This window comes from Streptomyces sp. NPDC001492, assembly GCF_053597275.1.
Genome location: NZ_JBSFHW010000017.1, coordinates 1 through 24381, shown reverse-complemented (window position 1 = coordinate 24381; position 24381 = coordinate 1). Strand labels below are relative to the sequence as shown.

24 protein-coding genes are annotated in these 24381 nt (G+C 67.3%); 22 read left to right on the top strand and 2 right to left on the bottom strand.

Going from position 1 to position 24381, the window contains the following annotated elements; translation table 11 throughout:
• Nucleotides 1-35: 35 nt before the first annotated feature.
• On the top strand, nucleotides 36-434 hold the full coding sequence (locus ACWC1K_RS22050; RefSeq protein WP_099931846.1) for an OB-fold nucleic acid binding domain-containing protein: 399 nt from the start codon (nucleotides 36-38) through the stop codon (nucleotides 432-434).
• 3 nt (nucleotides 435-437) lie between these two features.
• Nucleotides 438-1187, top strand: a complete 750-nt coding sequence (locus tag ACWC1K_RS22045) for a DUF3159 domain-containing protein (protein WP_450833557.1) — start codon at nucleotides 438-440, stop codon at nucleotides 1185-1187.
• 163 nt (nucleotides 1188-1350) lie between these two features.
• On the opposite strand, the gene ACWC1K_RS22040 is transcribed toward ACWC1K_RS22045, so the two are convergent.
• The gene (locus tag ACWC1K_RS22040) at nucleotides 1351-2028 is read right to left on the bottom strand and encodes a potassium channel family protein (protein ID WP_099931848.1); all 678 of its coding nucleotides are present in this window, start codon (nucleotides 2026-2028) and stop codon (nucleotides 1351-1353) included.
• Complete coding sequence (locus tag ACWC1K_RS22035; protein ID WP_030939613.1) at nucleotides 2028-2699, bottom strand: potassium channel family protein; 672 nt, start codon at nucleotides 2697-2699, stop codon at nucleotides 2028-2030. Before ACWC1K_RS22035 ends, ACWC1K_RS22040 begins: the two co-directional genes overlap by 1 nt.
• Before the next feature lie 383 nt (nucleotides 2700-3082).
• Between ACWC1K_RS22035 and ACWC1K_RS22030 the strand changes: the two genes are divergently transcribed.
• The 20 genes from ACWC1K_RS22030 to ACWC1K_RS21935 all read left to right on the top strand — a co-directional run.
• A complete protein-coding gene (locus ACWC1K_RS22030) occupies nucleotides 3083-5137 on the top strand; it encodes an APC family permease (RefSeq protein WP_450833555.1) in 2055 nt (684 codons plus the stop codon).
• 104 nt (nucleotides 5138-5241) lie between these two features.
• On the top strand, nucleotides 5242-6570 hold the full coding sequence (locus tag ACWC1K_RS22025; RefSeq protein ID WP_450833553.1) for a class I SAM-dependent RNA methyltransferase: 1329 nt from the start codon (nucleotides 5242-5244) through the stop codon (nucleotides 6568-6570).
• 941 nt (nucleotides 6571-7511) lie between these two features.
• Nucleotides 7512-8438 carry an SAM-dependent methyltransferase gene (locus ACWC1K_RS22020; protein WP_450833551.1) on the top strand — a complete coding sequence of 309 codons (927 nt, stop codon included), beginning with the start codon at nucleotides 7512-7514 and terminating at the stop codon, nucleotides 8436-8438.
• 367 nt (nucleotides 8439-8805) lie between these two features.
• On the top strand, nucleotides 8806-10335 hold the full coding sequence (locus tag ACWC1K_RS22015) for a DHA2 family efflux MFS transporter permease subunit (RefSeq protein WP_450833549.1): 1530 nt from the start codon (nucleotides 8806-8808) through the stop codon (nucleotides 10333-10335).
• Between the two features lie 114 nt (nucleotides 10336-10449).
• Complete coding sequence (locus ACWC1K_RS22010) at nucleotides 10450-11592, top strand: methyltransferase (RefSeq protein WP_450833754.1); 1143 nt, start codon at nucleotides 10450-10452, stop codon at nucleotides 11590-11592.
• A 509-nt stretch (nucleotides 11593-12101) separates the two neighbouring features.
• A complete protein-coding gene (locus tag ACWC1K_RS22005; RefSeq protein WP_450833547.1) occupies nucleotides 12102-13721 on the top strand; it encodes an FAD-dependent oxidoreductase in 1620 nt (539 codons plus the stop codon).
• Between the two features lie 31 nt (nucleotides 13722-13752).
• A complete protein-coding gene (locus tag ACWC1K_RS22000; protein ID WP_450833545.1) occupies nucleotides 13753-14079 on the top strand; it encodes an antibiotic biosynthesis monooxygenase family protein in 327 nt (108 codons plus the stop codon).
• Nucleotides 14079-14408 carry a TcmI family type II polyketide cyclase gene (locus tag ACWC1K_RS21995; RefSeq protein WP_450833544.1) on the top strand — a complete coding sequence of 110 codons (330 nt, stop codon included), beginning with the start codon at nucleotides 14079-14081 and terminating at the stop codon, nucleotides 14406-14408. The genes ACWC1K_RS22000 and ACWC1K_RS21995 overlap by 1 nt, the downstream gene beginning before the upstream one ends.
• Nucleotides 14405-14836, top strand: a complete 432-nt coding sequence (locus tag ACWC1K_RS21990) for a cupin domain-containing protein (protein WP_450833543.1) — start codon at nucleotides 14405-14407, stop codon at nucleotides 14834-14836. The genes ACWC1K_RS21995 and ACWC1K_RS21990 overlap by 4 nt, the downstream gene beginning before the upstream one ends.
• Nucleotides 14833-16104 (top strand): beta-ketoacyl-[acyl-carrier-protein] synthase family protein, encoded by a 1272-nt coding sequence (locus tag ACWC1K_RS21985; protein WP_450833541.1) that lies wholly within the window; start codon nucleotides 14833-14835, stop codon nucleotides 16102-16104. Before ACWC1K_RS21990 ends, ACWC1K_RS21985 begins: the two co-directional genes overlap by 4 nt.
• Nucleotides 16105-16112: 8 nt before the next feature.
• Nucleotides 16113-17321, top strand: a complete 1209-nt coding sequence (locus ACWC1K_RS21980; RefSeq protein ID WP_450833539.1) for a ketosynthase chain-length factor — start codon at nucleotides 16113-16115, stop codon at nucleotides 17319-17321.
• 24 nt (nucleotides 17322-17345) lie between these two features.
• On the top strand, nucleotides 17346-17594 hold the full coding sequence (locus ACWC1K_RS21975; RefSeq protein WP_450833537.1) for an acyl carrier protein: 249 nt from the start codon (nucleotides 17346-17348) through the stop codon (nucleotides 17592-17594).
• On the top strand, nucleotides 17594-18052 hold the full coding sequence (locus tag ACWC1K_RS21970; RefSeq protein WP_450833535.1) for an SRPBCC family protein: 459 nt from the start codon (nucleotides 17594-17596) through the stop codon (nucleotides 18050-18052). Before ACWC1K_RS21975 ends, ACWC1K_RS21970 begins: the two co-directional genes overlap by 1 nt.
• Nucleotides 18049-19098: a methyltransferase gene (locus ACWC1K_RS21965; RefSeq protein WP_450833534.1), complete on the top strand. Its 1050-nt coding sequence runs from the start codon at nucleotides 18049-18051 to the stop codon at nucleotides 19096-19098. Before ACWC1K_RS21970 ends, ACWC1K_RS21965 begins: the two co-directional genes overlap by 4 nt.
• The gene (locus ACWC1K_RS21960) at nucleotides 19095-19931 is read left to right on the top strand and encodes a class I SAM-dependent methyltransferase (RefSeq protein WP_450833532.1); all 837 of its coding nucleotides are present in this window, start codon (nucleotides 19095-19097) and stop codon (nucleotides 19929-19931) included. Before ACWC1K_RS21965 ends, ACWC1K_RS21960 begins: the two co-directional genes overlap by 4 nt.
• Nucleotides 19932-19952: 21 nt before the next feature.
• Nucleotides 19953-21071, top strand: coding sequence for a class I SAM-dependent methyltransferase (locus ACWC1K_RS21955; protein WP_450833531.1), 1119 nt, complete (start codon nucleotides 19953-19955; stop codon nucleotides 21069-21071).
• 1 nt (nucleotide 21072) lies between these two features.
• Nucleotides 21073-22206, top strand: a complete 1134-nt coding sequence (locus tag ACWC1K_RS21950; protein WP_450833529.1) for a nucleotide disphospho-sugar-binding domain-containing protein — start codon at nucleotides 21073-21075, stop codon at nucleotides 22204-22206.
• Entirely contained in the window at nucleotides 22203-23366 is a 1164-nt protein-coding gene (locus ACWC1K_RS21945) for a hypothetical protein (protein ID WP_450833527.1), read from the top strand. Before ACWC1K_RS21950 ends, ACWC1K_RS21945 begins: the two co-directional genes overlap by 4 nt.
• 26 nt (nucleotides 23367-23392) lie before the next feature.
• A complete protein-coding gene (locus ACWC1K_RS21940; RefSeq protein ID WP_450833525.1) occupies nucleotides 23393-24178 on the top strand; it encodes a TylF/MycF family methyltransferase in 786 nt (261 codons plus the stop codon).
• Between the two features lie 107 nt (nucleotides 24179-24285).
• A partial coding sequence (locus ACWC1K_RS21935) for an S-adenosylmethionine synthetase N-terminal domain-containing protein (protein ID WP_352332740.1) occupies nucleotides 24286-24381 on the top strand: 96 nt, incomplete at its 3' end.

The following is a 24381-nucleotide window of genomic DNA, read 5'->3' as shown; positions in this document are numbered from 1 at the left end:
ACGTAGCTGTCAGAGCACCCCGGTACGCTTCAGATATGAGTGCTGTTCCTCGTTCCGAAAAGCCGGTGGGCCGGTTCCGGCGCATGCTCGACCGGCTCTCCTCTTCGCAGGAGGACCTGGAGTCCGAGGAGCTGCGGGAGGACACCGCGACCGCCGGATGTACCCGGATCGGTGACTGTCACGACCGACAGATCGTCACGGTTACTGGTACCTTGCGCACGGTCACCCTGCGGCCGCGCGCGGGTGTCCCGGCCCTGGAGGCCGAGCTGTTCGACGGCTCCGCCGCCCTGGACGTGGTGTGGCTCGGCAGACGCTCCATCGTGGGCATAGAGCCGGGGCGCAGGCTGATCGCATCGGGCCGCGTCTCGCTCAGCCGGGGCCGCCGGGTGCTGTTCAATCCGAAATACGAACTGAGACCCCTCGGACGGGAGTAGCCGGTGACGTCGCTCGACAAGCCGACCGAAGACACTCAAGCCGACGACGCGCGGGCGGTGACCGAGGCCGCCCTGTTCGAGGCGTTCGGCGGAGTGCGGGGCATGGTCGAGACGGTGCTGCCCGGCCTCCTCTTCGTCACCATCTTCACGATCAACAAGGACCTGCACTGGTCGGCCATCGCCGCCCTCGCGGTGTCCCTGCTGCTCGTGGTGGTCCGCCTGGTCATGCGGGACACCGTCAAGCACGCGTTCAGCGGTGTCTTCGGCGTCGCCTTCGGTGTCGTCTTCGCGATGATGACGGGCAACGCCAAGGACTTCTACCTCCCCGGCATGCTCTACACGCTGGGCCTGGCGCTGGCGTACATCGTCACGACCCTGTGCGGGGTCCCGCTGCTGGGGCTGATCCTCGGGCCGGTGTTCAAGGAGAACCTCTCCTGGCGGACGCGCAATCCGGGGCGCAAGAAGGCGTATGCCAAGGCCAGTTGGGCCTGGGGGCTGATTCTGCTCGCCAAGTGCGCGATTCTCTTCCCGCTGTACTGGTGGGCGAACACGGCGCAGTTGGGCTGGGTGCTGGTCGCGCTGAAGATTCCGCCGTTCCTGCTGGCTGTGTGGCTCACCTGGGTGTTCCTGGCGAAGGCGCCCGCGCCGATCGACGTGTTTGCGGAGATGGAGGCGGAGGAGAAGGCCGAGAAGGAGCGGGCCGCCGCGGCGGGGGCCGACGCCAGTGGCGGTCGGCACCGGCGCGAGGCGTAGGGTTTCGCCCCCGCCGCCCCTTCCCGTCCCGACTCTGGGGGCTCTGCCCCCAGACCCCCGCGTTCGGCCTGACGGCCTCGTCCTCAAACGCCGGACGGGCTGAAAGAACAACAACAGGGCGCCCCCGGGTTCAGGGGCGCCCTTCGTCGTACCGGACGAGCGATCAGCTCGCCGTGTCCTCGCGCCGCACCGACAGCAGATCCTCCAGCTGTTCCTCGCGGGCCTGGGCGGCGACGAACAGGAGTTCGTCGCCGGGCTCCAGGGAGTCGTCGCGGGACGGGGTGAGGACTCGGGTGCCGCGGATGATGGTGACCAGGGACGTGTCCTCGGGCCATTCGACGTCGCCCACCTGGGTGCCGGCCAGGGCCGACTCCTCCGGCAGCGTCAGCTCCACCAGGTTCGCGTCGCCGTGGCTGAAGCGCAGCAGCCGGACCAGGTCGCCGACCGAGACCGCCTCCTCGACCAGGGCCGACATCAGACGCGGGGTCGAGACCGCCACGTCGACGCCCCAGGACTCGTTGAAGAGCCACTCGTTCTTGGGGTTGTTGACGCGGGCCACGACGCGCGGGACGCCGTACTCCGTCTTCGCGAGGAGCGAGACGACCAGGTTCACCTTGTCGTCGCCCGTCGCGGCGATCACCACGTTGCAGCGCTGGAGCGCCGCCTCGTCCAGGGACGTGATCTCGCAGGCGTCGGCCAGCAGCCACTCCGCCTGCGGGACGCGCTCGACCGAGATGGCCGTCGGCGCCTTGTCGACGAGCAGGACCTCGTGGCCGTTCTCCAGCAGCTCGCCCGCGATCGAGCGGCCGACCGCGCCGGCACCGGCAATGGCGACCCTCATCAGTGACCGCCCTCCTCTTCGGGACCCTTGGCGAAGGACGCCTCGACCTTGTCGACCTCGTCGGTGCGCATCATCACATGCACCAGGTCGCCCTCCTGCAGCACCGTCTGCGAGCTCGGCAGGATCGCCTCGCCGAGCCGGGTCAGGAACGCCACGCGGACGCCCGTCTCCTCCTGCAACTTGCTGATCTTGTGGCCGACCCAGGCCGCCGAGGCATGCACCTCGGCGAGCTGGACACCGCCGGTGGGATCGCGCCACAACGGCTCGGCGCCCGAGGGCAGCAGCCGGCGCAGCATCTGGTCGGCCGTCCAGCGGACCGTCGCGACGGTGGGGATGCCGAGGCGCTGGTAGACCTCGGCACGACGCGGGTCGTAGATGCGGGCCGCGACGTTCTCCACACCGAACATCTCGCGGGCCACCCGGGCCGAGATGATGTTCGAGTTGTCTCCGCTGGACACGGCGGCGAAGGCGCCGGCCTCTTCGATGCCGGCCTCGCGCAGGGTGTCCTGGTCGAAGCCGATCCCCGTGACGCGGCGGCCGCCGAATCCGGGGCCGAGGCGGCGGAAGGCCGTGGGGTCCTGGTCGATCACTGCGACCGTGTGCCCCTGTTGCTCCAGGGTCTGGGCCAGCGCGGAACCCACTCTTCCGCAGCCCATGATGACGATGTGCACGACCGTCCTTCCGGTGTCAAGAGTTACTGCTCAGCCACATCAGGGTCTCAGACAGACGCCCAAGCTACACACGCGCGGTAGGACGTCGGCACCCCTGTGCACGGTTGCCGTACGCCGTGTGACCTCAGCGACGGCTGATGCTGCGGACGCTGGCAAGAGTCAGGATTCCGAGGCCGACGAGGGCCGCCGCGGCGCCGATCAGCTCTGCGGTGGCATGCATGGAACCTCCAAGGGGCGGCAACTGGGGCGGTGATTGTCATATAGGCATGAGGGCGCGGCGACCTGCGGAATCCGTCGCCGGAGCCCCCTTTGTTTTCACCCGGAGGGCAGATGGGTGGGGGAGGGTGGTTGGGTGCCCGTTCGAACGCCTACGATTACCTGTTGTGTCCAAACTGACCGACGTGCCCAAACGGATCCTGATCGGGCGCGCACTGCGCAGTGACCGGCTGGGCGAAACGCTCCTGCCGAAGCGCATCGCCCTCCCCGTCTTCGCCTCCGACCCGCTGTCCTCCGTGGCCTACGCCCCGGGAGAGGTGCTGCTGGTCCTGTCCATCGCGGGCGTGTCGGCGTACCACTTCAGCCCCTGGATCGCCCTCGCGGTCGTCGTGCTGATGTTCACCGTGGTCGCTTCCTACCGGCAGAACGTGCATGCCTACCCCAGCGGCGGCGGCGACTACGAGGTCGCGACCACCAACCTGGGCGCCAAGGCGGGCCTGACCGTGGCCAGCGCCCTGCTCGTCGACTACGTGCTCACCGTCGCCGTGTCGATCGCGTCCGGCATCGAGAACCTCGGCTCCGCGATCCCGTTCGTGGTCGAGCACAAGGTGCTGTGCGCCGTCTCCGTGATCGTGCTGCTGACGCTGATGAACCTGCGTGGCGTGAAGGAGTCCGGCAAGCTCTTCGCGATCCCGACGTATGTGTTCGTCGGCGGCGTGTTCATCATGATCGCGTGGGGTGCGTTCCGCGGGCTGGTGCTCGACGACACCATGCGGGCGCCGACGGCGCAGTACACGATCAAGGCCGAGCACCAGGGGCTGGCCGGTTTCGCGCTGGTCTTCCTGATGCTGCGCGCCTTCTCCTCCGGCTGTGCGGCACTGACCGGTGTCGAGGCGATCTCCAACGGCGTCCCCGCCTTCCGCAAGCCCAAGTCGAAGAACGCGGCGACCACGCTCGCCGCGATGGGCCTGCTCGCCGTCACCATGTTCTGCGGGATCATCGTCCTCGCCCTGACGACCAAGGTCCGTATGGCCGAGAACCCGGCCACCGACCTGCTCAAGCACGGCGTCGGGGTCGGCGCCGGCTACGTGCAGAACCCGGTGATCACCCAGGTCGCCGAGGCGGTCTTCGGCAAGGGCAGCTTCCTGTTCCTCGTGCTCGCCGCCGCCACCGCCCTGGTGCTGTTCCTGGCCGCCAACACCGCCTACAACGGCTTCCCGGTCCTCGGCTCGATCCTCGCCCAGGACCGCTACCTGCCCCGCCAGCTGCACACCCGAGGCGACCGCCTCGCCTTCTCGAACGGCATCGTGCTCCTCGCGGGCGCGGCCACCTTCCTGACCGTGATCTACGGCGCCGACTCGACCCGGCTGATCCAGCTGTACATCGTCGGCGTGTTCGTGTCCTTCACGCTCAGCCAGACCGGCATGGTGCGGCACTGGAACCGCCATCTGGCCGTCGAGAAGGACGTCGCCACCCGCCGCCACATGGTGCGCTCCCGCGCGATCAACGCCTTCGGCGCCTTCTTCACCGGCCTCGTGCTGGTCGTCGTCCTGGTCACCAAGTTCACGCACGGCGCCTGGGTCGCCCTGCTCGGCATGGTGATCTTCTACGCGACGATGACCGCGATCCGTAAGCACTACGACGGCGTGGCCGCGGAGATCGCGGCGCCCGAAGGCCCGAGCGACGACAGCGTACGGCCCTCCCGCGTCCACTCGGTCGTCCTGATCTCGAAGATCCACCGTCCCACGCTGCGCGCCCTCGCCTACGCCAAGCTGATGCGCTCCGACAGCCTGGAGGCGCTCACCGTCAACGTCGACGCGGCGGAGACGAAGGCGCTGAAGGAGGAGTGGGAGCGGCGCGGCATCGACGTACCGCTGAAGGTGCTCGACTCGCCGTACCGCGAGATCACGCGGCCGATCATCGAGTACGTCAGGGGCCTGCGCAAGGAGTCGCCGCGCGACGCCGTGTCCGTGATCATCCCCGAGTACGTGGTCGGTCACTGGTACGAGCATCTGCTGCACAACCAGAGCGCGCTCAGGCTCAAGGGCCGGCTGCTGTTCACGCCGGGCATCATGGTGACGTCCGTGCCCTACCAGCTGCAGTCCTCGGAGGCGGCGAAGAGCAGGGCCCGCAAGCGGCAGGAGTGGAACGCACCGGGCTCCGTGCGGCGCGGTCCGGCCCAGGAGGGCCGGCCGAAGCAGCCCTCGGGCTCCCAGAACTGACACACGTCGGTCAACGGCCGGACGGCACCCACGTAGACTGGTGGGCTGTTGTCCGGCTGTTGCCTTTCGCCAATTCCCTCTCGATGTTGTGGAGTCACCCCGCCATGCAGGCAGAACCGAAGAAGTCGCTGGTCGGGGAGGAGTACGAGGTCGAGATCGGCCCCGTCGCCCACGGCGGGCACTGCATCGCCCGTACCGCCGAGGGCCAGGTGCTGTTCGTCCGGCACACGCTGCCCGGTGAGCGGGTCGTGGCGCGGGTCACGGAGGGCGAGGAGGGGGCCCGTTTCCTGCGCGCGGACGCGGTCGAGATCCTCTCGGCCTCGAAGGACCGCATCGAGGCGCCCTGCCCCTACGCCGGCCCCGGCCGCTGCGGCGGCTGCGACTGGCAGCACGCCAAGCCGGGGGCGCAGCGCCGGCTGAAGGGCGAGGTGCTCGCCGAGCAGCTGCAGCGGCTCGCGGGCCTGACGCCCGAGGAGACCGGCTGGGACGGCACGGTGATGCCGGCCGAGGGCGACAAGCTGCCCGCGGGCGAGGTGCCTGCCTGGCGGACGCGTGTGCAGTACGCGGTGGACGCCGACGGCCGTGCCGGTCTGCGCCGGCACCGCTCGCACGAGGTCGAGGCGATCGACCACTGCATGATCGCGGCCGAGGGCGTCAGCGAGCTGGGCATCGAGAAGCGCGACTGGGCGGGCATGGCGTCGGTCGACGCCATCGCGGCGACGGGATCGCAGGACCGCCAGGTGATCCTCACGCCGAAGCCGGGCGCCCGGCTGCCGATCGTCGAGCTGGACAAGCCGGTGTCCGTGATGCGGGTGGAGGAGAAGGACGGCGGGGTGCACCGCGTCCACGGCCGTCCCTTCGTCCGAGAGCGCGCGGACGGCCGTACGTACCGGGTCGGCAGCGGAGGCTTCTGGCAGGTCCACCCGAAGGCCGCCGACACCCTGGTGACCGCGGTCATGCAGGGCCTGCTGCCGCGCAAGGGCGAGATGGCGCTCGACCTGTACTGCGGCGTGGGCCTGTTCGCGGGAGCCCTGGCCGACCGGCTCGGCGACAAGGGCGCGGTCCTCGGCATCGAGTCCGGCAAGCGGGCCGTCGAGGACGCCCGGCACAACCTCGCCGACTTCGAGCGGGTGCGGATCGAACAGGGCAAGGTCGAGGCCGTACTGCCGCGCACCGGAATCACCGAGGTCGACCTCATCGTCCTGGACCCCCCGCGGGCGGGCGCCGGCCGCCAGACGGTCGCCCACCTGTCCTCCCTGGGCGCCCGCCGGATCGCCTACGTCGCTTGCGACCCGGCAGCGCTGGCGCGGGACCTGGGGTACTTCCGGGACGGGGGGTACCGGGTGCGGACGTTGCGGGCGTTCGATCTGTTTCCGATGACGCATCACCTGGAGTGCGTTGCCATCCTTGAGCCGGTGGCTAAGGGCTCCTGACCTGCGGTTTTGTACGTGCGCGTTATGTGCGGTGGGCGTTACGGGCGATGTCTTGACGCTCATGACGCTCATTTGACGCTCGTTCTGATGGAGTGTCAGGTGACCGGAAGCGCAGGTGATGAGCGCTGCCTCAGTCGCCTGTACGTTGACCGGCCGGAGGCTTCATCATCCAGCGCGGGCCGCCACGCGGGAGCGGAGCGGGCAGCTGACCCGCTCCTGAGTGCGGCGTTCCCGGCTGGGAGTTCCCCCGTCGGGATGGTGGGATGTGAATCCCTGTAGGTTCGCCATGGGAATGTCCCGTTCCATAGCGACGACCTGCGTGTTCTCGCGTCGTCTCGCTCGGTTGGCCCGGCATTCCGTCTCACGATCTTGTTCCTTACGGTCGGCCGAGGGTGGTTCCAGCTCCATCGCGGCGCGGCGTTCATCGATGTCGAGAATCGAGCCGGTCGAGGTCGGCAACGGGCTGCGGGCGCAGAGTCGAGCCGTCTGGCTCGTTGCGGTCTGCGCATACCCCTGGCTTCGCCAGCTGTTGGGCAAGACGCCAAGTCTTTCTTGTTCGCCGCGGCGCTGGTGCCCAGCGACTCCGGGCATGTGGTCTGTGTCCGAGAAGTGATCCTTGACTCTTGGCGACCTTGCGGGTGTGATCACTCGCATGTGGCCGCTGAGGAGAAATCTGCCCCACGAATCTGAAGGACGGGCGCTGCGCGTGGCTGACGGCCTCAGGCACGGGTTCATGCCGAAGGTCCTGATGCCCTCCTTCGGTTAGGTCACATAGGACCGTATCCGAGGGCAAGTGATCGACCCGATCAACCCCAGGTCTCCGGAGTTCTGCCCGCCTACGGTCCTGTCAGCAGCTTGGAGCGCGGTGAGGTCATCCGTAGCGACTCCCGACCTCAACGCCCGCGGCTCCGACACCATCGGAACAACCGAGACGAGGTTCCGTGAACATCAAGTATGAAGACTGGGACATAAGTGTCACTGTCGGACTGACCGCGTTGGCCGCCTGTTCGGCACGCGCCGTCGAAAGTGACCGGCCCGATCGGCTCATCGAAGACCCGTACGCGAAGGACTTAGTGCTGGCCGCACGGGCGCCCAAGCCGCTGCCGACGACGGTCGCAGAAGCAGACGGCGCATCCACGTCCATGATGTCCTCGCGGTTCACGGGCGTCCGCTCCAGGGTCTTCGACGACTTCTTCGCCCAGTCGGCGCGGGAGGGAATCGACCAGGCCGTCGTACTTGCGGCCGGACTCGACGTCCGCGGGTACCGGCTGCCCTGGTCATCCGGCACCGTTGTGTACGAGATCGACCAGCCAGGAGTCTTGCGGTACAAGGAAGAGGTCATGGCGCATCTGGGTGTGACGCCCGGTTGCGACCGGCGTGCGGTGGGCGTTGACCTCCGCAAGGACTGGGTGAGCGCTCTGCGGTCGGAGGGTTTCGATCCCGAGCGACCGACGGCGTGGATCGGCGAAGGGCTGCTGCCGTATCTGCCGGCGCGGGCGGAAGCTGACATGTTCAGCGCGATCGCAGCGCTGTCCGCCCCCGGTAGTCAGGTCTGTGTGGAGTTCATGCCGACAGGCGTCGTGGAGCGTTTCGCCGCCCACCCGACGATGCAGGGGACCAGCGACTCGCTGGGCGTCGACATTGGCGACATGTGGAATGCCGAGCCGCGGCAGGCCGTCGCTGACCGTCTGCGCGAGATCGGCTGGAACGTGACCGTCGATACCGTGCTCGACCGTGCCCGTCGACTCGGTGTGCCGCTCGATGAAGAGTTCGCCGGCATCGTCGAAATGCTGGGCGTTCCCCAGGACAGCCCCCTCGCGGCGACCTTCGGCGAGTGCGCGTTCGTGACGGCTCAACTGCCGCGCTGAGACCGGTTCGTTCTGGCCACAGTGACCCGCGTGAAGCGGGGCAGGTCGCGCCCATCAGTAGGGCGGGACCTGCCCCGTGCGGCCAGGCTGTGATACGTTTTCAACATGGTTGCTCCTGCACATGCGCTCTACGCCCGCTAGGCGATCCCGCCTCACCGCCTTCCGTTAGTCGAAGGCGGGCGTGACATTTCTCCGTAGCCGCTGTTCAACTCCGACACACCGTTTGGATATGTGTGCTCTCGGATCCGCAGCGCACGGAGGGTCTTCTTTCCCGCGGTGCCCACGGAGTCTGACCCATGTCGGCTCCCCCACCCCGGGTTCACGCGCATTCCCGGCAAGGGATGTCCAAGCAGGAGTTCTCTCGCACATGGCGTCAGCCGAATCACACGTGGGCTCTGCCCATGTCACCGACCACACCCCACAATCCTCAAAGCTCGACGGCGCGTTGCTCAAGGTGGCCGCCGCAGTGATTGCTGGATCGATCATGGCGATCCTCGACACCACCGTGGTGACGATCGCGCTGCAGAGTCTGATCGTCCAGTTCCACACCTCCTTCGACACCATCCAGTGGGTCACCACCGCCTACATGCTTGCGTTGGCCACAGTGATTCCCGCGACCGGCTGGGCGGCCGAACGCTTCGGCACGAAAAGGCTGTACGCCTTCGCGCTCACCGTGTTCCTTGTCGGCTCGGTCCTGGCCGGGCTCGCCTGGGACATCGGCTCGATGATCGTCTTCCGGGTGCTGCAAGGACTCGGGGGAGGCATTCTGACGCCCGCCGGCATGACCATCCTGACCAGGGAGGCGGGACCCGCGAGGGTCGGTCGGGTCATGTCCCTGCTCGGCGTGCCGATGCTTCTTGGGCCCTTGGCTGGGCCGATCATCGGTGGCTGGCTGGTCGAATCGGTCAGTTGGCGCTGGATCTTCTACCTCAACGTGCCCATCGGACTGCTCGCGTTGGTGCTGACCCTGCGCTACCTGCCCCGTGACAGCAAGCCGGCGAAGGGGACGTTCGATCTCCCCGGGATGCTCATGCTCTCACCCGGGGTGGCCCTGCTGCTCTACGGCATCTCCAACATCCCTCGGTCCGACGGCATCACAGCAGGCATTTGGGCACCGGTCGTCCTCGGGGTTCTTCTCGTCCTGTGCTTTGTCGTGCGGGCCAACCGGATTGAGCACCCCTTGCTGGATCTGAGGCTGTTCCGCAACAGGGGCTTCTGTGTCGCCATCGCCACGATGGCACTCTTCGCCATCGCTTTCTTCGGCGTGATGATCGTGCTTCCCACCTATTTCCTGATGGTACGTCAGCTCGGGGCCCTGGAAGCGGGCGTGCAGTTGCTGCCACTCGGCCTTGGCGCCGTGGTGACGATGCCGGTGGCGGGGCGACTGGCCGACCGGATCGGTCCAGGCAAGGTGGTCGTCCCCGGCCTGCTGCTGATCTCGGCCGGACTTGCGATCTTCACCCAGGTGGATCCCTCCAGTGCGTACTGGACCATGCTCGCTCCCGGGCTCTTCGTCACCGGTCTCGGTGTGGGTGCGACGATGATGCCGATCATCTCTTCGGCGCTGCAGCTCCTGAACGGACCTGCGGTGGCACGCGGTTCGACCACAGCCAACATCATCCAGCAGGCATTCGGCGCCGTCGGCTCCGCCGTCATGGCGATCGTGCTGGCAACGGGTCTTGCCCGCCGGTTCGGTGTGCCCGTCAGCCAAGGCCAGTTGGCGGCGACCACGGCCTTGGCTGATCCGAAGCAACGGTCCGGTGCGCTCGACATGGTTTCAGGCACTTTCACGATGACCTTCGGTTGTTCCCTGGCGCTCATGGTGGTGTGCCTCATTCCTGCCTTCTTCCTGTGGAGGCAGCCGCCGGCAGCGGGCAACGGGCCGGTGGACCATTGAGGTCGACTCGCCTCTGCCGCCCCCCAACTACCTACCCCCAGTCGCCTTTGTGCTGGTCAGACGCAGTAGGCGGCCCGTCAAAAAGGAGGATGGAGAAACATCTTGATGACCGAGATGGAGCAGCAGATCACCTGGACCGACAGGGAAGGCCATACCCAGACCGCCTTATGGCACTCCGAGAACGCCGCCGTCCCACCGCGGCGCGTCGTCCTCGCCGACGACCGGACGAAGGCGGATGACGCCTACCGCATGGCGGCCGAAGGTACAGCGATGCTCTGGTGTGGGGACTTCCACAACGCGCGTCAGCTGCTCTCCGCCATGAAGCGGCGGATCGATCGCCGGCGACGACGTCCCGCGGACGATGCAGCGATCGCATTCAATCAGCACCGCCAAGCTCAGACCTTTCGAGCCAAGGTGCTTGGTAGCCTCCTTGTCCTGGTGGAAGAGGGCGCCGTGCTGCCGTTACGTCGTTCCCCCGACATACGAGCGGCCTGCGCGGAGGCGGGATGTCCTCTGGATCGGCCCTTCGTATGTTCCCTCACTGCTCTGCTGGGAATGACCGGATCTCACGAATGGCGCCGTAAAGGCGTCGAGGTGCCGGCCTTGGGTGGCGCGCGAATCCATCCGCACTACGGTGTTTTCTCTCCCGTTCGCGGGGAGTATGTCGACCTCGTGGCGAGGGCGCCGCTCCCTGATGCCTGCTCAGTACGGCCGACGGCTTTCGATATCGGTACGGGGACCGGAGTCCTGGCCGCAGTACTGGCGCGGCGCGGCGTGGCCGAGGTCATCGCCACCGATCTCAATCCGCGGGCTCTGGCCTGTGCCCTGGAGAATGTCGAGAGATTGGGGCTGGCGGCGCAGGTGCGGGTGACGGAAGCTGACCTCTTTCCCGCACGACGCCGCGCCGCACTTGTTGTCTGCAATCCCCCATGGCTGCCCGCGAAACCTACCTCCATGCTGGAGTCGGCGGTTTACGATCCTGGCAGCCGAATGCTGCGTGAATATCTCCGTCGGTTGCCCGATCATCTCGAACCAGGAGGCGAGGGGTGGCTGATCCTGTCTGATCTCGCTGAGCATCTCGGGTTGCGCACCCGTGATGACCTGCTGGTCCTGTTCAGGGAAGCGGGACTTGACGTGGTGGATCGACTGGACACCAGACCTCGTCATCAGAAGGCAGATGACACAAGCGATCCGCTTCATGCCGCCCGATCACGTGAAGTCACGTCTCTCTGGCGGCTGACTGTCAGATCGCCCTGAGGAATCCAATGATCGCGTCTCCGTCACCGAGGAAATATTCACCACTCCTTGGGGCTCGTAAGCCGTGATACGTGCCGCATAAAGCAGGTTGCGTGTCCTGTTCGGATGAAACGGGTTACGCAACCTGTTCGGCTAAAGCGGGTTGAATGACCCGCTGGAAGCGTCAACCTCTTCGAGCATATCCAGGGTTGGTCATGCAATAAACTATCGGAATCCCTTCTGGCTGGAATCTTTAGGCACCAGAACTGGTCCGCACGCTTGGTGGACCAGGCGTGCAGCGGGTCTGGTGCCGTCTTCAGAACCCAATGGAATCGAGCCATCTCCCCCGCCCGTCATTGACTGGGGTGGCGGCACCAGTGATACCAAGGTGCTGTCATCAGTGATCTACGGTGACGGCAACGGGGGCGTTGTGCTGCAATCTCATGCGGGCTGCGACCTCCGTCTTCTCCATTCTGTCGTTGTAGCAGACATTGTCACATGCATTGATGTGACGAGTTGGGCGGAGAGTGATGGAACAGCTAGACATTCCCGTGCTCATAGTCGGCGGTGGGCTGACCGGCCTCTCAGCGGCGGTCTTCCTGCGCCAACAGGGCGTCGACTGCCTGCTGGTGGAGCGTCACCGCAGCACCACCTTCCTGACCCGTGCGTCGGGCATCAACGCGCGCACGATGGAGCTGTTACGCAACGCCGGCTTGGAGGAGGCGGTCGTCGACCGTAGCCTCCAGCTCATAGAGGGCAAGCGGTGGCGCGAACTCGGCCAGCCGGCCGATCAGATTCCGTGGGTCGTTCTGCGAGCACGTGACCTCGCCGACATCGAGAAAGCCGTGATCGTTGAGGAACCCTCGCTCGACGTGGCGGATGTCAGTCCAGCGCGTTCCCAGTGGTGCGGGCAGGACAAGCTTGAGCCCATCCTGCGCGACGAGGCCGTCCGGCGTGGCGCGGACGTCCGCTTCCACACGCAGCTGGAGTCGTTCGAACAGGACGCTGACGGCGTGAGCGCGGTGATCAGTCATCGCGACACCGGGGCTCGTACCGCTGTTCGGGCCCAGTACGTCATCGCCGCGGACGGCGTGCGTAGCGGCGTCCGACAGCAGCTGGGCATTACGAGCACCGGTCAGGGATCGCTGGGCAAGGCGATGAGTGTGCTGTTCAAGGCCGACTTCGATTCGGTCCTGCACGGCCGCCGCTTCGTCATCAGCTACATCGCCAATCCGCAGGCTCCAGGCGTGCTGCAGACCTTCGATGAGAACAGGTGGATCTTCGGGTTCTTCTGTGACGCCTACCGGGCGGGTGGTGGCGACTTCGATGAAGAGCGCTGCGAGGAGATCGTCCGGACTGCTCTGGGCGTAGAGAACATCCCGCTCGACGTGCAGCTCACTCAGCCCTGGGAGATGTCACACAACGTCGCTGACGCCTACCGCGGCGGACGGGTGTTCCTCGCCGGCGACGCGGCGCACGTGCATCCGCCAGCCGGCGCTTTCGGCGCCAACGGCGGGATCCAGGACAGCCACAATCTGGCATGGAAGCTCGCTGCGGTCCTGCAGGGCCGCGCCGGCGACGCCCTGCTGGACACCTATCACAAGGAGCGGCACCCGGTCGGGGCGGAGATCGCCGACCAGGCATGGATGCGCCACACTTACCGGCTCGACGGCGACAGCGGCCTGGGGGCCAGGCTCATCGACACCAAGGTGGTGGCGGCCGGTTACCGCTACACCTCCTCGGCCGTGGCAGGTCCTGCGTTCGACACGGCGATCCCCCAGCAACTCGACCTGACCGGCAGGCCGGGGCAGCGCGTCCCCCATGTGTGGCTCGACCACGGCGGTCGCCGGGTCTCAACGGTTGACCTCGCCATCGACGAGTTCCTCCTTTTGGCGTCCTCCGCAGGGACGCCCTGGGCCGACGCGGCACGGCGCATCGCCGCGGCCGCAGGTGTCCCGCTGACCTCCCACGTACTCGGGACGGCGCTGAAGGACCCCGACGGCGCTTTCTCCGAGGTCACAGGGATCGGGGACACCGGTGCCCTGCTCCTTCGTCCGGACGGCTTCGTCGCTTGGCGCGCTGAAAGGGCGGCGGATGACCCGGAGGCCGTACTGAAGAAGGTCTTCGACCAGATCCTGGCCCGTACCTAACCCCGTCCCGTCGCCAAGGAGTTCCCCCACGATGACGCGACTCTCTCTCAACGACCAGCACTACACGCTCGTCAACACCTTCACGGTCTCCCCGGACGACCAGGAGAAGCTGTACCGGCACCTGGTCGACATCACCGAGCGGACCATTCGTCACCTTCCCGGCTTCATCTCCGCCAACTTCCACCTCAGCCATGACGGCAACCAGGTCCTCAACTACGCCCAGTGGGAGAGCGAGGAGAGCTTCCGAGCCATGCACGCTCTCCCCGAGCTGCGGGAGCACTTCACGTTCTGCCGCAGCATCTCCACCCCCACGTCGATCCCTTGCGCTTTGGTCCACGTCGCCGAGGGGGCCCGCTGATGGCGTTCCGGACACTCATGGTGTTGCGCATGGATCCGGGCGACGCCGAGCGCGTGGCCGCCGCCTTCGCGGAGCACGACATGACCGGGCTGCCCGAAGAGATCGGACTGACCCGCCGCACCCTGTTCCGCTTCCACGACCTCTACATGCATCTCATCGAGTCCGACGCCGACGTGCTGCCCGAACTCCTCAAAGCACGCGACGATCCGCGCTTCCAGACGGTCAACGCGGAGGTCGGCAAGTACCTCACGCCGTACTCGTCCGACTGGCATCAACTCACCGACTCCAAGGCCGAAGTCATCTACACCTGGGAAGGGGGCAGTTCGTGATCGCGCAGATACCACCTCCCATCATAGGCGTCGACGACGTGACTCCGTCGACGAGGCAGGGGGGCCGGACCAGGGCCCTGCTCACCCCGAAGTCGGCAGGGGCGACCGATGGTTTCCTCGGCACCCTCGATCTCGAACCGGGTGAGCGGGTCACCGAGCACTACCACCCCTACTCCGACAAGTATCTGTACGTCGTGACGGGCCATGTGATCGTCCAGGTCGACGGAGAGGAGGTCAGCCTCGACACTCATCAGGCGCTGCTGGTCACACGCGGTCGGCGGCACAGCTTCGAAAACCGGGGCGGGACGGCCGTCCGTCTCGTCTTCCAGATCAGCCCGCTCGCACCCCGTCCCGAACTGGGCCACGTCGACACCGAATCGGTGCCCCATCCCGATGAGGCACCGCCCGCGGTAGGGGGCGTGCAGTGACCGGCCGCCAGGTCGTGATCACCGGCCTCGGTGTCCGGGCACCTGGTGGAAAGGGCGTCAAGGAGTTCTGGGATTTGCTGAGTTCGGGCCGGACGGCCACACGACGCATTACATCCTTCGACCCTTCGCCATACCGGTCGCAGATCGCGGCGGAGATCGACTTCGACCCACAGCAGGAAGGTTTCACCACGGAACAGATCGCCCACTGGGACCGAGCCGTGCTGCTGGCTGTGGCCTGTGTCCGCGAGGCGGTGGTGAACAGCGGGCTCGAACTGGCGGGCCTGCGCCCTGAAACGGTCGGCGTCAGTATCGGCAGCGCCGTCGGCTGCACGACCAGTCTCGACACTGAGTACGCCAGGGTCAGCCGGCGCGGTGAGGGCTGGCTGGTCGATCACACGCTCGCCGTGGAACAGCTTTTCGACTACTTCGTCCCCACCTCCATCCCCCGCGAAGTGGCGTGGGAGGTCGGAGCCGAGGGGCCGGTGACACTCGTCTCCACCGGATGCACTTCGGGACTCGATGCGGTCGGGCGTGGAGCGGAGCTGATCCAGGACGGACAGGCTGATCTGGTGCTGGCCGGTGCAACGGATGCTCCGATCTCACCCATCACGGTCGCGTGCTTCGACGCGATCAAGGCGACGTCTCCGAACAACGACGATCCCGAACACGCCTCCCGTCCCTTCGACCGGCGCCGGGACGGATTCGTGCTCGGTGAGGGCGCGGCGGTGTTCGTCCTTGAGGAGAGGGAAGCCGCGCTGCAGCGCGGGGCGCGCATCCTCGCCGAAGTGGCGGGGTTCGCGACCCGCAGCAACGCCTTCCACATGACCGGGTTGCGGCCTGACGGCCGGGAGATGGCTGCGGCGATCGACGCCGCACTCGGCCAGGCACGCCGCGGCCCCACCGACGTGGACTACATCAACGCCCACGGATCGGGAACCCGGCAGAACGACCGGCACGAGACCGCAGCGTTCAAGCGCAGCTTCGCGGGCCATGCCCACGGGATACCGGTGAGCTCCATCAAGTCGATGATCGGGCACTCCCTCGGCGCCATCGGCTCCCTTGAACTCGCCGCCTGTGTCCTGGCCATGGAGCACGGCGTGATCCCGCCCACGGCCAACTACGCGGAGCCGGACCCCGAGTGCGACCTCGACTACGTGCCGAACGTGGCCCGCGAGGCGGCCTTGGACACCGTTCTCAGCGTGGGCAGCGGCTTCGGTGGCTTCCAGAGCGCCGCCGTACTCACCCGGCCCGAAAGGGGCCGGAGGTGAACGCATCCATGTCAGGCTGGATCACGGGAATCGGAGTCGTCGCACCCAACGGCGAAGGTGCGACCGACTACTGGACGGCGACCTTGGAGGGCCGCAGCGGTCTGCGTCCGATCACAGCGTTCGACGCCGAGCAGTACCCCGTGCATGTCGCAGGCGAGGTCGGTGCCTTCGACGACGCGCGCTACCTGTCGTCCCGGCTGCTCCCGCAGACCGACCGGATGACCCGTTACGCACTGGTCGCCAGCGACTGGGCACTGGAGGATTCCGGCGTCCGTCCGACGGAGCAGGACGAGTTCGCCACCGGGGTGATCACGGCCAGCGCAGCCGGCGGGTTCGAGTTCGGCCAGCGAGAACTGCAGAAGCTGTGGGGCACCGGGCCGGGCAAGGTGAGTGCCTATCAGTCCTTCGCCTGGTTCTATGCCGTCAACACCGGCCAGATCTCCATCCGGCACGGCTCGCGCGGCCACAGTTCGGTCACCGTTGCCGAGCAGGCGGGGGGTCTGGACGCCGCGGCCCAGGCGACCCGTCTCGTGGACAAAGGCACCCTGCGCACCGCGATCACCGGCGGATTCGAGGCGTCCGTGTGCCCCTGGGGTCTCGTCGCACAGATCCCCAGCGGACTGCTCAGCAGCGAGCGCGATCCCGAGCGGGCATACGTGCCCTTCGACCGGGACGCCACCGGGTGGGTGCCGGGCGAGGGCGGCGCCGCGCTCATAGTCGAACGGGCGGCCGACGCCCGCGCTCGCGGCGCGGGCCACGTGTACGGCCGCATCGCCGGACACGCCTCGACGTTCGACCCACGACCGGGCCTCGGACGTCCGTCCGCGTTCGCGCGGGCCATCCGCCTGGCCCTCGACAAGGCTCGGCTCACGGCGGCGGACATTGATGTCGTCTTCGCCGACGCCTCCGGAGTCCCTGAGCGGGATCGTGCCGAAGCCGCTGTGCTCGCCGAGGTGTTCGGTCCCCGGAGCGTCCCGGTCACGGCCCCGAAAACCATGACCGGACGGCTCTACTCGGGCGGCGGAGCCCTCGACATGGCCACCGCCCTGCTGGCGCTCCGTGACGGCGTCGTCCCCCCGACCGTCGGCACCCGCGAAGCACCTCCGGAGATCGACCTGGTGCTCCGCCAGCCTCGTGAACTCCCCTTGAAAAGCGCCGTTGTCGTCGCGCGCGGAACGGGCGGCTTCAACTCCGCGGTCGTCCTCACCCGCGTCTGACCAATCCCCTGGAGGTGCACCACCTTGCTGTCACTCGAAGAACTCGTCTCCACCATCCGCCGATGCGCCGGAGACTCCGATGTCGCGGCTCTGGACGACGGCATCCTCGACCTCTCCTACCAGGACCTCGGGTACGACTCGGTCGCGATCCTGGAGATCTTCGCCGAGTTGGGAAGCGAGCACGGAATCGCGATCAGCGACGAGGAGGTCTTCGAGACCAGGACCCCGCGCGAGACCCTCGCCCTCGTCAACAGCAGGACGGAGGCCGCCTGATGGCCGCCACCGACAACACGATCGTCGTCCAGGCACCCTTCGAGGTCGTCTGGACCATGACCAACGACGTCGAATCCTGGCCGGCGCTGTTCGCCGAATACGCCGACGTGGAGATCCTCCGGCGCGAGGGCGACGCCATCGAATTCCGTCTCACCACACGCCCCGACGCCGACGGCCATGTCTGGTCGTGGGTCTCCCGCCGTACCCCCGACAAGGACGCCCGTACCGTCCTCGCGCACCGCATCGAGACCGGCCCCTTCCGCTTCATGCGCCTCAAGTGGACCTACCGCGAGACACCAGACGGTGTGGAAATGCGCTGGATGCAGGAGTTCGAGGTCAAGGACGAGGCGCCGTTCGACGACGCCGCGATGGCCGAGCGACTCGACCGCAACACCCGTCTCAACATGACCCGGATCAAGCAGTTGATCGAAGAGCGCGTCGCCAAGGAGGCGGTATGACCACGACACACGAGGAACAGACGACGGCTGGCGGACTGCCGACGGAACTGCACGCCCAACGCCTGCTGCTCCTCGCCGGGGCCGGACGTCTCGCCCGGGTCGTCCACGTCCTCGTGGAACTGGACATCGCGGAACGCATCGGAGACGCCTCCCTCACAGTCGACGAACTCGCCGCCGCCACAGGGACACACGCGCTGTCCCTCTACCGCATTCTGCGTGTCGCGGCTTCCGTCGGCATCTTCCAGGAGGGGCCGGAGAAAGTCTTCTCGGCGACGCCGCTGTCCGACGGGCTGCGCCCCGGACATCCAGGGAGCGTGCTGCCTCTGGTCAGGTACAACTCGATGGATCTGACGCTGCGTCCCTTCGACCAGATCCTGCACAGCGTCCGCACGGGTTCACCCGCGTTCGACGAGGTGTTCGGGCAGTCCTTCTACGGCTACCTGGAGAGCCACCCAGAGGCGGGCGAGTTCTTCGAGCGGTTCATGCTGCACTGGAGCCGCCGACTGGTCTCCGAGGAGTTGCCGAAACTCGGGCTGGAGCGCTTCAGCCGCATCGCCGACCTCGGCGGCGGGGACGGCGGGTTCCTCGCCGAAGTCCTGCGCAGGCAGCCGGAGACCACAGCCGTCCTGATGGATCTGCCCAGGGTCGCGGCTTCCGCCACAGCGCGTCTGGCCGACGCCGGAGTCGCCGACCGCGTCACCGTCGTTCCGGGAGACTTCTTCCGTGAACAGATCCCCGCCAACTGCGATGCCTACCTCCTCAAGGGCGTGCTGCACAACTGGTCCGACGACAAGGTGCTGGAACTGCTGCGCCGTCTGCGCACAGCCATCGGGACCAGTGCGGCGACGCTGCTCGTCTTCGACGTCGTCATGTCCCCGGACAACCGCTGGGACCACGGCAAGTTCCTCGACGCCGACATGCTCGTCCTGTTCGGCGGCAGGGAGCGCACGCTCCCCGAGTGGCACCAACTGTTCACCGCGAGCGGGTTCGAGCTGACCAACGAGCCCGAGTACCGGTGGTCGATGCTCGAATGCAGGCCGATATGAGCCTGGACCGGACGCGGCACACACCTGCTCGGGTGCAGCTGACCGGCGTGCAGGAAACCCTGCTCGCTCCGCTCTACGTCCGGGCACTGGACAACCGGGCCCCGAGACCGGTGCTCGGGGACACCCTCGCCGAGGAGCTGATGCTCCGTCTCGACTACGACTTCCGCAAAATGAAGTTCGCCGGCCGCGACCGCCGTACGGTCCCCTTCAGAGCCAAGCGGCTCGACGAGTGGACGGCGGCCTTTCTCCGCGCCCACCCCGATGCCGTGGTGGTGCACCTGGCCTGCGGCCTGGACAGCCGGGCACAGCGCATCCACGTACCGGACACCGCACTCTGGTTCGACGTGGACCTCCCCGCCGTGATGGATCTGCGGCGCGAACTGTTCCAGGAGTCCACCGGCTATCGCATGGTCGCCGCGTCGGTGATCGACGGGGACTGGCTGGCCCAAGTGCCCGATGACCGGCCGGCCCTGGTCGTCGCCGAGGGTCTTGCCCCATATCTCGCCGAGGCCGACGGGCTGGCGATGCTGCGGAACCTCACCGGCCGTCTGCAGGGCGGGGAGATCCTTTTCGACGCGGTGCTCCCGTGGACCCGACACATCGCCCGGTACGCCCGGCTCGTCAGGCAGACCGGTGCATCGTTCGGCTGGGCCGTCGACGACCCCCGTGACCTGGAGCGAGCTGTGCCCGGCCTGCGGGTGCTCGACGAGTGGTCCATGTGCGACTCGCCGTATGCCGACCGGCTCCCGTCACGCGACCGTGTCGTCCTGGGCGCGATGCGCTTGGTGCGGCCCCTGCGCTACGCCTACCGGTTGCTGCGCTACCAATTCTGACCGTCCAGGAGGGCAGAGAGCATGGACTCCGCACATCTGGCGCGAGCCCTCATCAACAGTGCCGGAGGCACGCCGTCACACACCCGGGAGGAGATCGAACGGATCGGCATCGACGAGACCGCCGCGTTCGTCGTGGCTGAACTTGCCAGCCGGGTCGAGACCGGAGCATTCGGTGGATCCGCCCACATTCAGCTGGTGTTCGACGGGGCCCGGACCGTGCCGTGGGTGCTCGACGTGAGCGGCTCCGGCGTCTCCCACCGGGCCGCAGAGCTGCAAGATCCCGAAGTCGTGGTGACTCAGGACCTCACCGAGGTCGCACGGTCCCTGTTCGGGCCGTCGGGAGAACAGTCGGACGCGACCCGCACCGTGTTCTGGCGCGACCACGACGACCCGCGCGTCTATTTCGACCCGCCGCCTGCGTTCCCCGCGGTCGAGCGGATCCTGGCGGCTCTCGACGGGCGCGGCACACCACGGCTGGCTGAACTCGCCCTGCGGCACGGCTCGGACAAATGGGGCGTACACGAGTACACGCCCCCCTACGAACACCACTTCGCGCCGTATCGGGACCGCGCCGTCACGGTCGTCGAGATCGGAGTCGGCGGATACGACGACCCCGCGGCAGGCGGTGGCTCCCTGCGCATGTGGAAAAGGTACTTCCGGCGCGGGCTCATCTACGGCGTGGACGTCACGGACAAGAGTGCCCATCAGGAGCCGCGCGTCGAGACAGTCGTGGCCGACCAGGCCGACCCGAACTCGCTGAGCGACCTCGCCGACCGGATAGGGCCCATCGACATCGTCATCGACGACGGCAGCCACGTCAGCGCGGACGTGGTGACAGCCTTCGGTGCCTTGTTCCCCCGGCTGCAGCCTGGCGGACTGTACGTGGTCGAAGACCTGCAGACGTCGTACTGGCCGAGCTTTCACGGCTCCTACGACGATGACGCGGGCACGAGTGTCGGATTCCTGAAGGGGCTTGTGGACGGGCTGCACCACGCCGAGTATCCGGCGCGGGCGGGCCGCAGGCCACAGCCAACCGACCGCACAGTGGGTGGCCTGCACCTTTACCACAACCTGGCGTTCGTCGAGAGACGCGCCAACGCCGGTCACGGCGGCATCAGCCGGTTGCGGGAGGCAGACTGACATGCGTGTGATGGCGGTGGCGACTCCCGCATTGGGCCACCTGTTTCCGTCCGTACCTCTGCTGTGGGCACTGCGCGCGCTCGGGGACGAGGTACTCGTCGTCACCGGGGGTGACGCCACACGGGTCTCCGAGGCCGGGCTGCCCGTCGTCGACGCGCTACCCGGCGAGACCTTGGCCACCTTGTTCGACGACTTCCAGGCCGGCGATGCCACGTTCTTCGCGGGACTGAACCGCAGGCCGATGGAGTCGATGGCCGACCTCACGCCCGTCTTCGCACATGTCGCAGCACGTCTGCTGGAGCCGACGCGCGCCGTCGCACGACGCTGGCGGCCCGATGTCGTCCTGACGACCCATGGGCAAGGAGCAGGACCCATAGTGGCGGCGGAGCTGGACATTCCCCTGGTCGAGCACGGCTTCGGATTCGCCCGTAGCAATGGCGTACAGGAAGCCGTACGCACCGCCCTGGCCGAGCAGTTCGGCCAGGCAGACGTTCCCCCCACCTCCCTGTTCATCGACATTGCCGTACCCAGCATGACGAAGGTCCCCGAAGGGATGACGATGCGAGGCGTCCCCTACAACGGGGGAGCGCTGGTGCCCGAAGCGGTGCTCGCCACGACCGATCGGCCACGGGTCCTGGTGACGGCGGGCACACAGTTGTTGCGGTCCCACGGAGCCGACGCCCTTGCCTGGCTACCCGCAGTCGCGGCAGCGTCCGACATGGACTTCCTGCTCGCGGTAGGGAACGCCGACCTCTCGACGCTCGGCGTGCTCCCGCCCAACGTCCGGACCCTGGAATGGACACCGTTGTCCACTCTGCTCCCTACATGCTCGGCCATCGTGCACCACGGCGGCTCGGGTACCACCATGTCGGCTCTCGCCGCAGGCGTACCGCAACTCGTGATGCCGGCCCTGGCCGACAACCACATCAACGCCCGGGCCGTCGAGGAACGCGGAGTCGGCATCGGCACCGCCGATGCCGCCGCAACGGCGCTTGCCTCGCTGCTGAGCGAACCGGCGTTCTCGAAGGCCGCGCGTGACGTCGCTGCAGAGATCCGATCCCTGCCCTCCCCGGCCACGCTCGCCGCCCGCCTGCACGGCCTTCTGGGCTACCCGACAACCTATGGAGAGGCATGACCACTACGACAGCGGCAGCCCTGACCGTCCTGCCTGCCACGGCCAGCCTTCAGCAGCGGGAACTGCTGGCCGCGCTCGACCGGATCGGCCTCGAAGCCGCATCCGAGATCCTGGTTCGCGAACTACTGGCCCGATGCGCCACCCCGGACAACATCGACGAAGCACGTGTGGGCATCGCTGTGGAGCACCGTGACCAGCGGACCGAACGTGTATTCACTCTGCGCAACGGTGCCCCTGTCCGGCTCGACGAGCATGACGCCGAGCCGGCTCCGGCCCGACTTACCTTCGACCTCGCCGATCTGGTCCGTGGCGTGTACGGGCCCCCGCCCGGCCCCGGAACGGGCTGGTTCACGGTCGACCGTGACGACGAGTGGTTCGTGCGGCACGCCGACGAGGGCGAGCCGTTCCGGATCTTCGAGTCGTACATGCGTGCCGTTGACGTCCTCGTCCGGGCCGCCACCCCGCACTCCGGTGATCTGGGACGGCTGGCGGCGCGCTACGCCTCCGACAAGTGGGGACTGTGGCACTGGTTCACGCCGCTGTACGAGCACCACTTCGGACGGCTGCGGTACCAGCCCGTCCGGGTGCTCGAACTCGGCATCGGCGGCTACCAGGACCCCGCCGAGGGCGGCGGATCCCTGAAAATGTGGCGGTCCTACTTCCCCCAGGGCCTCGTCTTCGGTGTCGACTACTTCCCGAAACACGGGTTGGACGAGGACCGGATCCGCACCTTCCAGGGCAGCCAGGACGACCCCGAGTTCCTTCGCCGACTCGCCGAGGAACACGGACCGTTCGACATCGTCATCGACGACGGCAGCCACGTCGCTCGGCACCAGCAATCGGCGTTCCGCGAACTGTTCCCGGCCGTCCGCAATGGCGGCTTCTACGTCATCGAGGACCTGTGGACCGCGTACTGCCCCGGCTACGGCGGCGCGGCGACGGCACGGGCAGGCGGGGACACGTCGATCGGTCTGCTCAAGACGCTCCTCGACGACCTGCACTACGAGGAGTGGACAGAGCCAGAGCCGACCGCTCCCGGATTCGCGGCCCGCGACCTGGTGGGCCTGCACGTCTACCGCAATCTCGCGGTCCTGGAGAAGGGCCGCAACGCTGAGGGAACGATCCCGTTCTTCGCGCCCCGCGAGATCGACTACGTATGACCGACCGGCCAGTAGGAGGCGAGCAAGTGACGAAAGACGCCCGAAACCTGTACCTCGACCTGATGAAGAAGGTGCTGACCAATCTGATCTACCGGGACGCGGCGATCCAGACCTTCGAGTACGAGGGCGAGGCCGGGGTCGACGCCAGGCTCCTCGGACGCGACTGGCCGAGCGTCGCCCACACCATGGTCGGGCTGAAGCGACTGGACAACCTTCAGTATTGTGTGGAGACCGCGCTGGTCGACCATGTGCCCGGTGATCTCGTCGAGACCGGCGTCTGGCGCGGTGGTTCCTCGATCTTCATGCGAGCCGTGCTGCGCGCGCACGGCGACACCACGCGCAGGATCTGGGTCGCCGACTCCTTCCAGGGCATGCCGGAAGTGGGCCCCGAGAGCCACGAGGTCGACCGGGAGATGCGGTTGCACGAGCACAACGGCGTGCTCGCGGTGTCGGTGGATCAAGTTCGCGCGAACTTCGACCGCTACGGCCTGCTGGACGACCAAGTCCGTTTTCTGCCGGGCTGGTTCAAGGACACCCTACCTACGGCGCCGCCCGGTCCGCTGGCCGTGATCAGGCTGGACGGCGATCTGTACGAGTCCACCACGGATGCCCTGGAGAACCTCTTCCCAAGGCTCTCCCCAGGAGGCTTCGTCATCATCGACGACTACGCCATCCCGGCGTGCCGCGACGCAGTGCACGACTACCGGGACCGGAACGGGATCTCCGATCCGATCAATGAAATCGACGGCACCGGCATCTATTGGCGCAACAGCCACACGCACCATCGCTCACAGGAACTCGCGGCCATCTGATCCGTCGACTCATTCCCCTCGGCACACTCTGACCGCTTACGGGGTGATGAGGCCCCAGCGGTAGCAACAGCCTCGTCACCCTCTCAGAGCCAGACCAAAGGAATCGCATGTCCCGTCGCCTGTTCACCTCGGAGTCCGTGACCGAGGGTCACCCCGACAAGATCGCTGACCAGATCAGCGACACCATTCTCGACGCGCTTCTG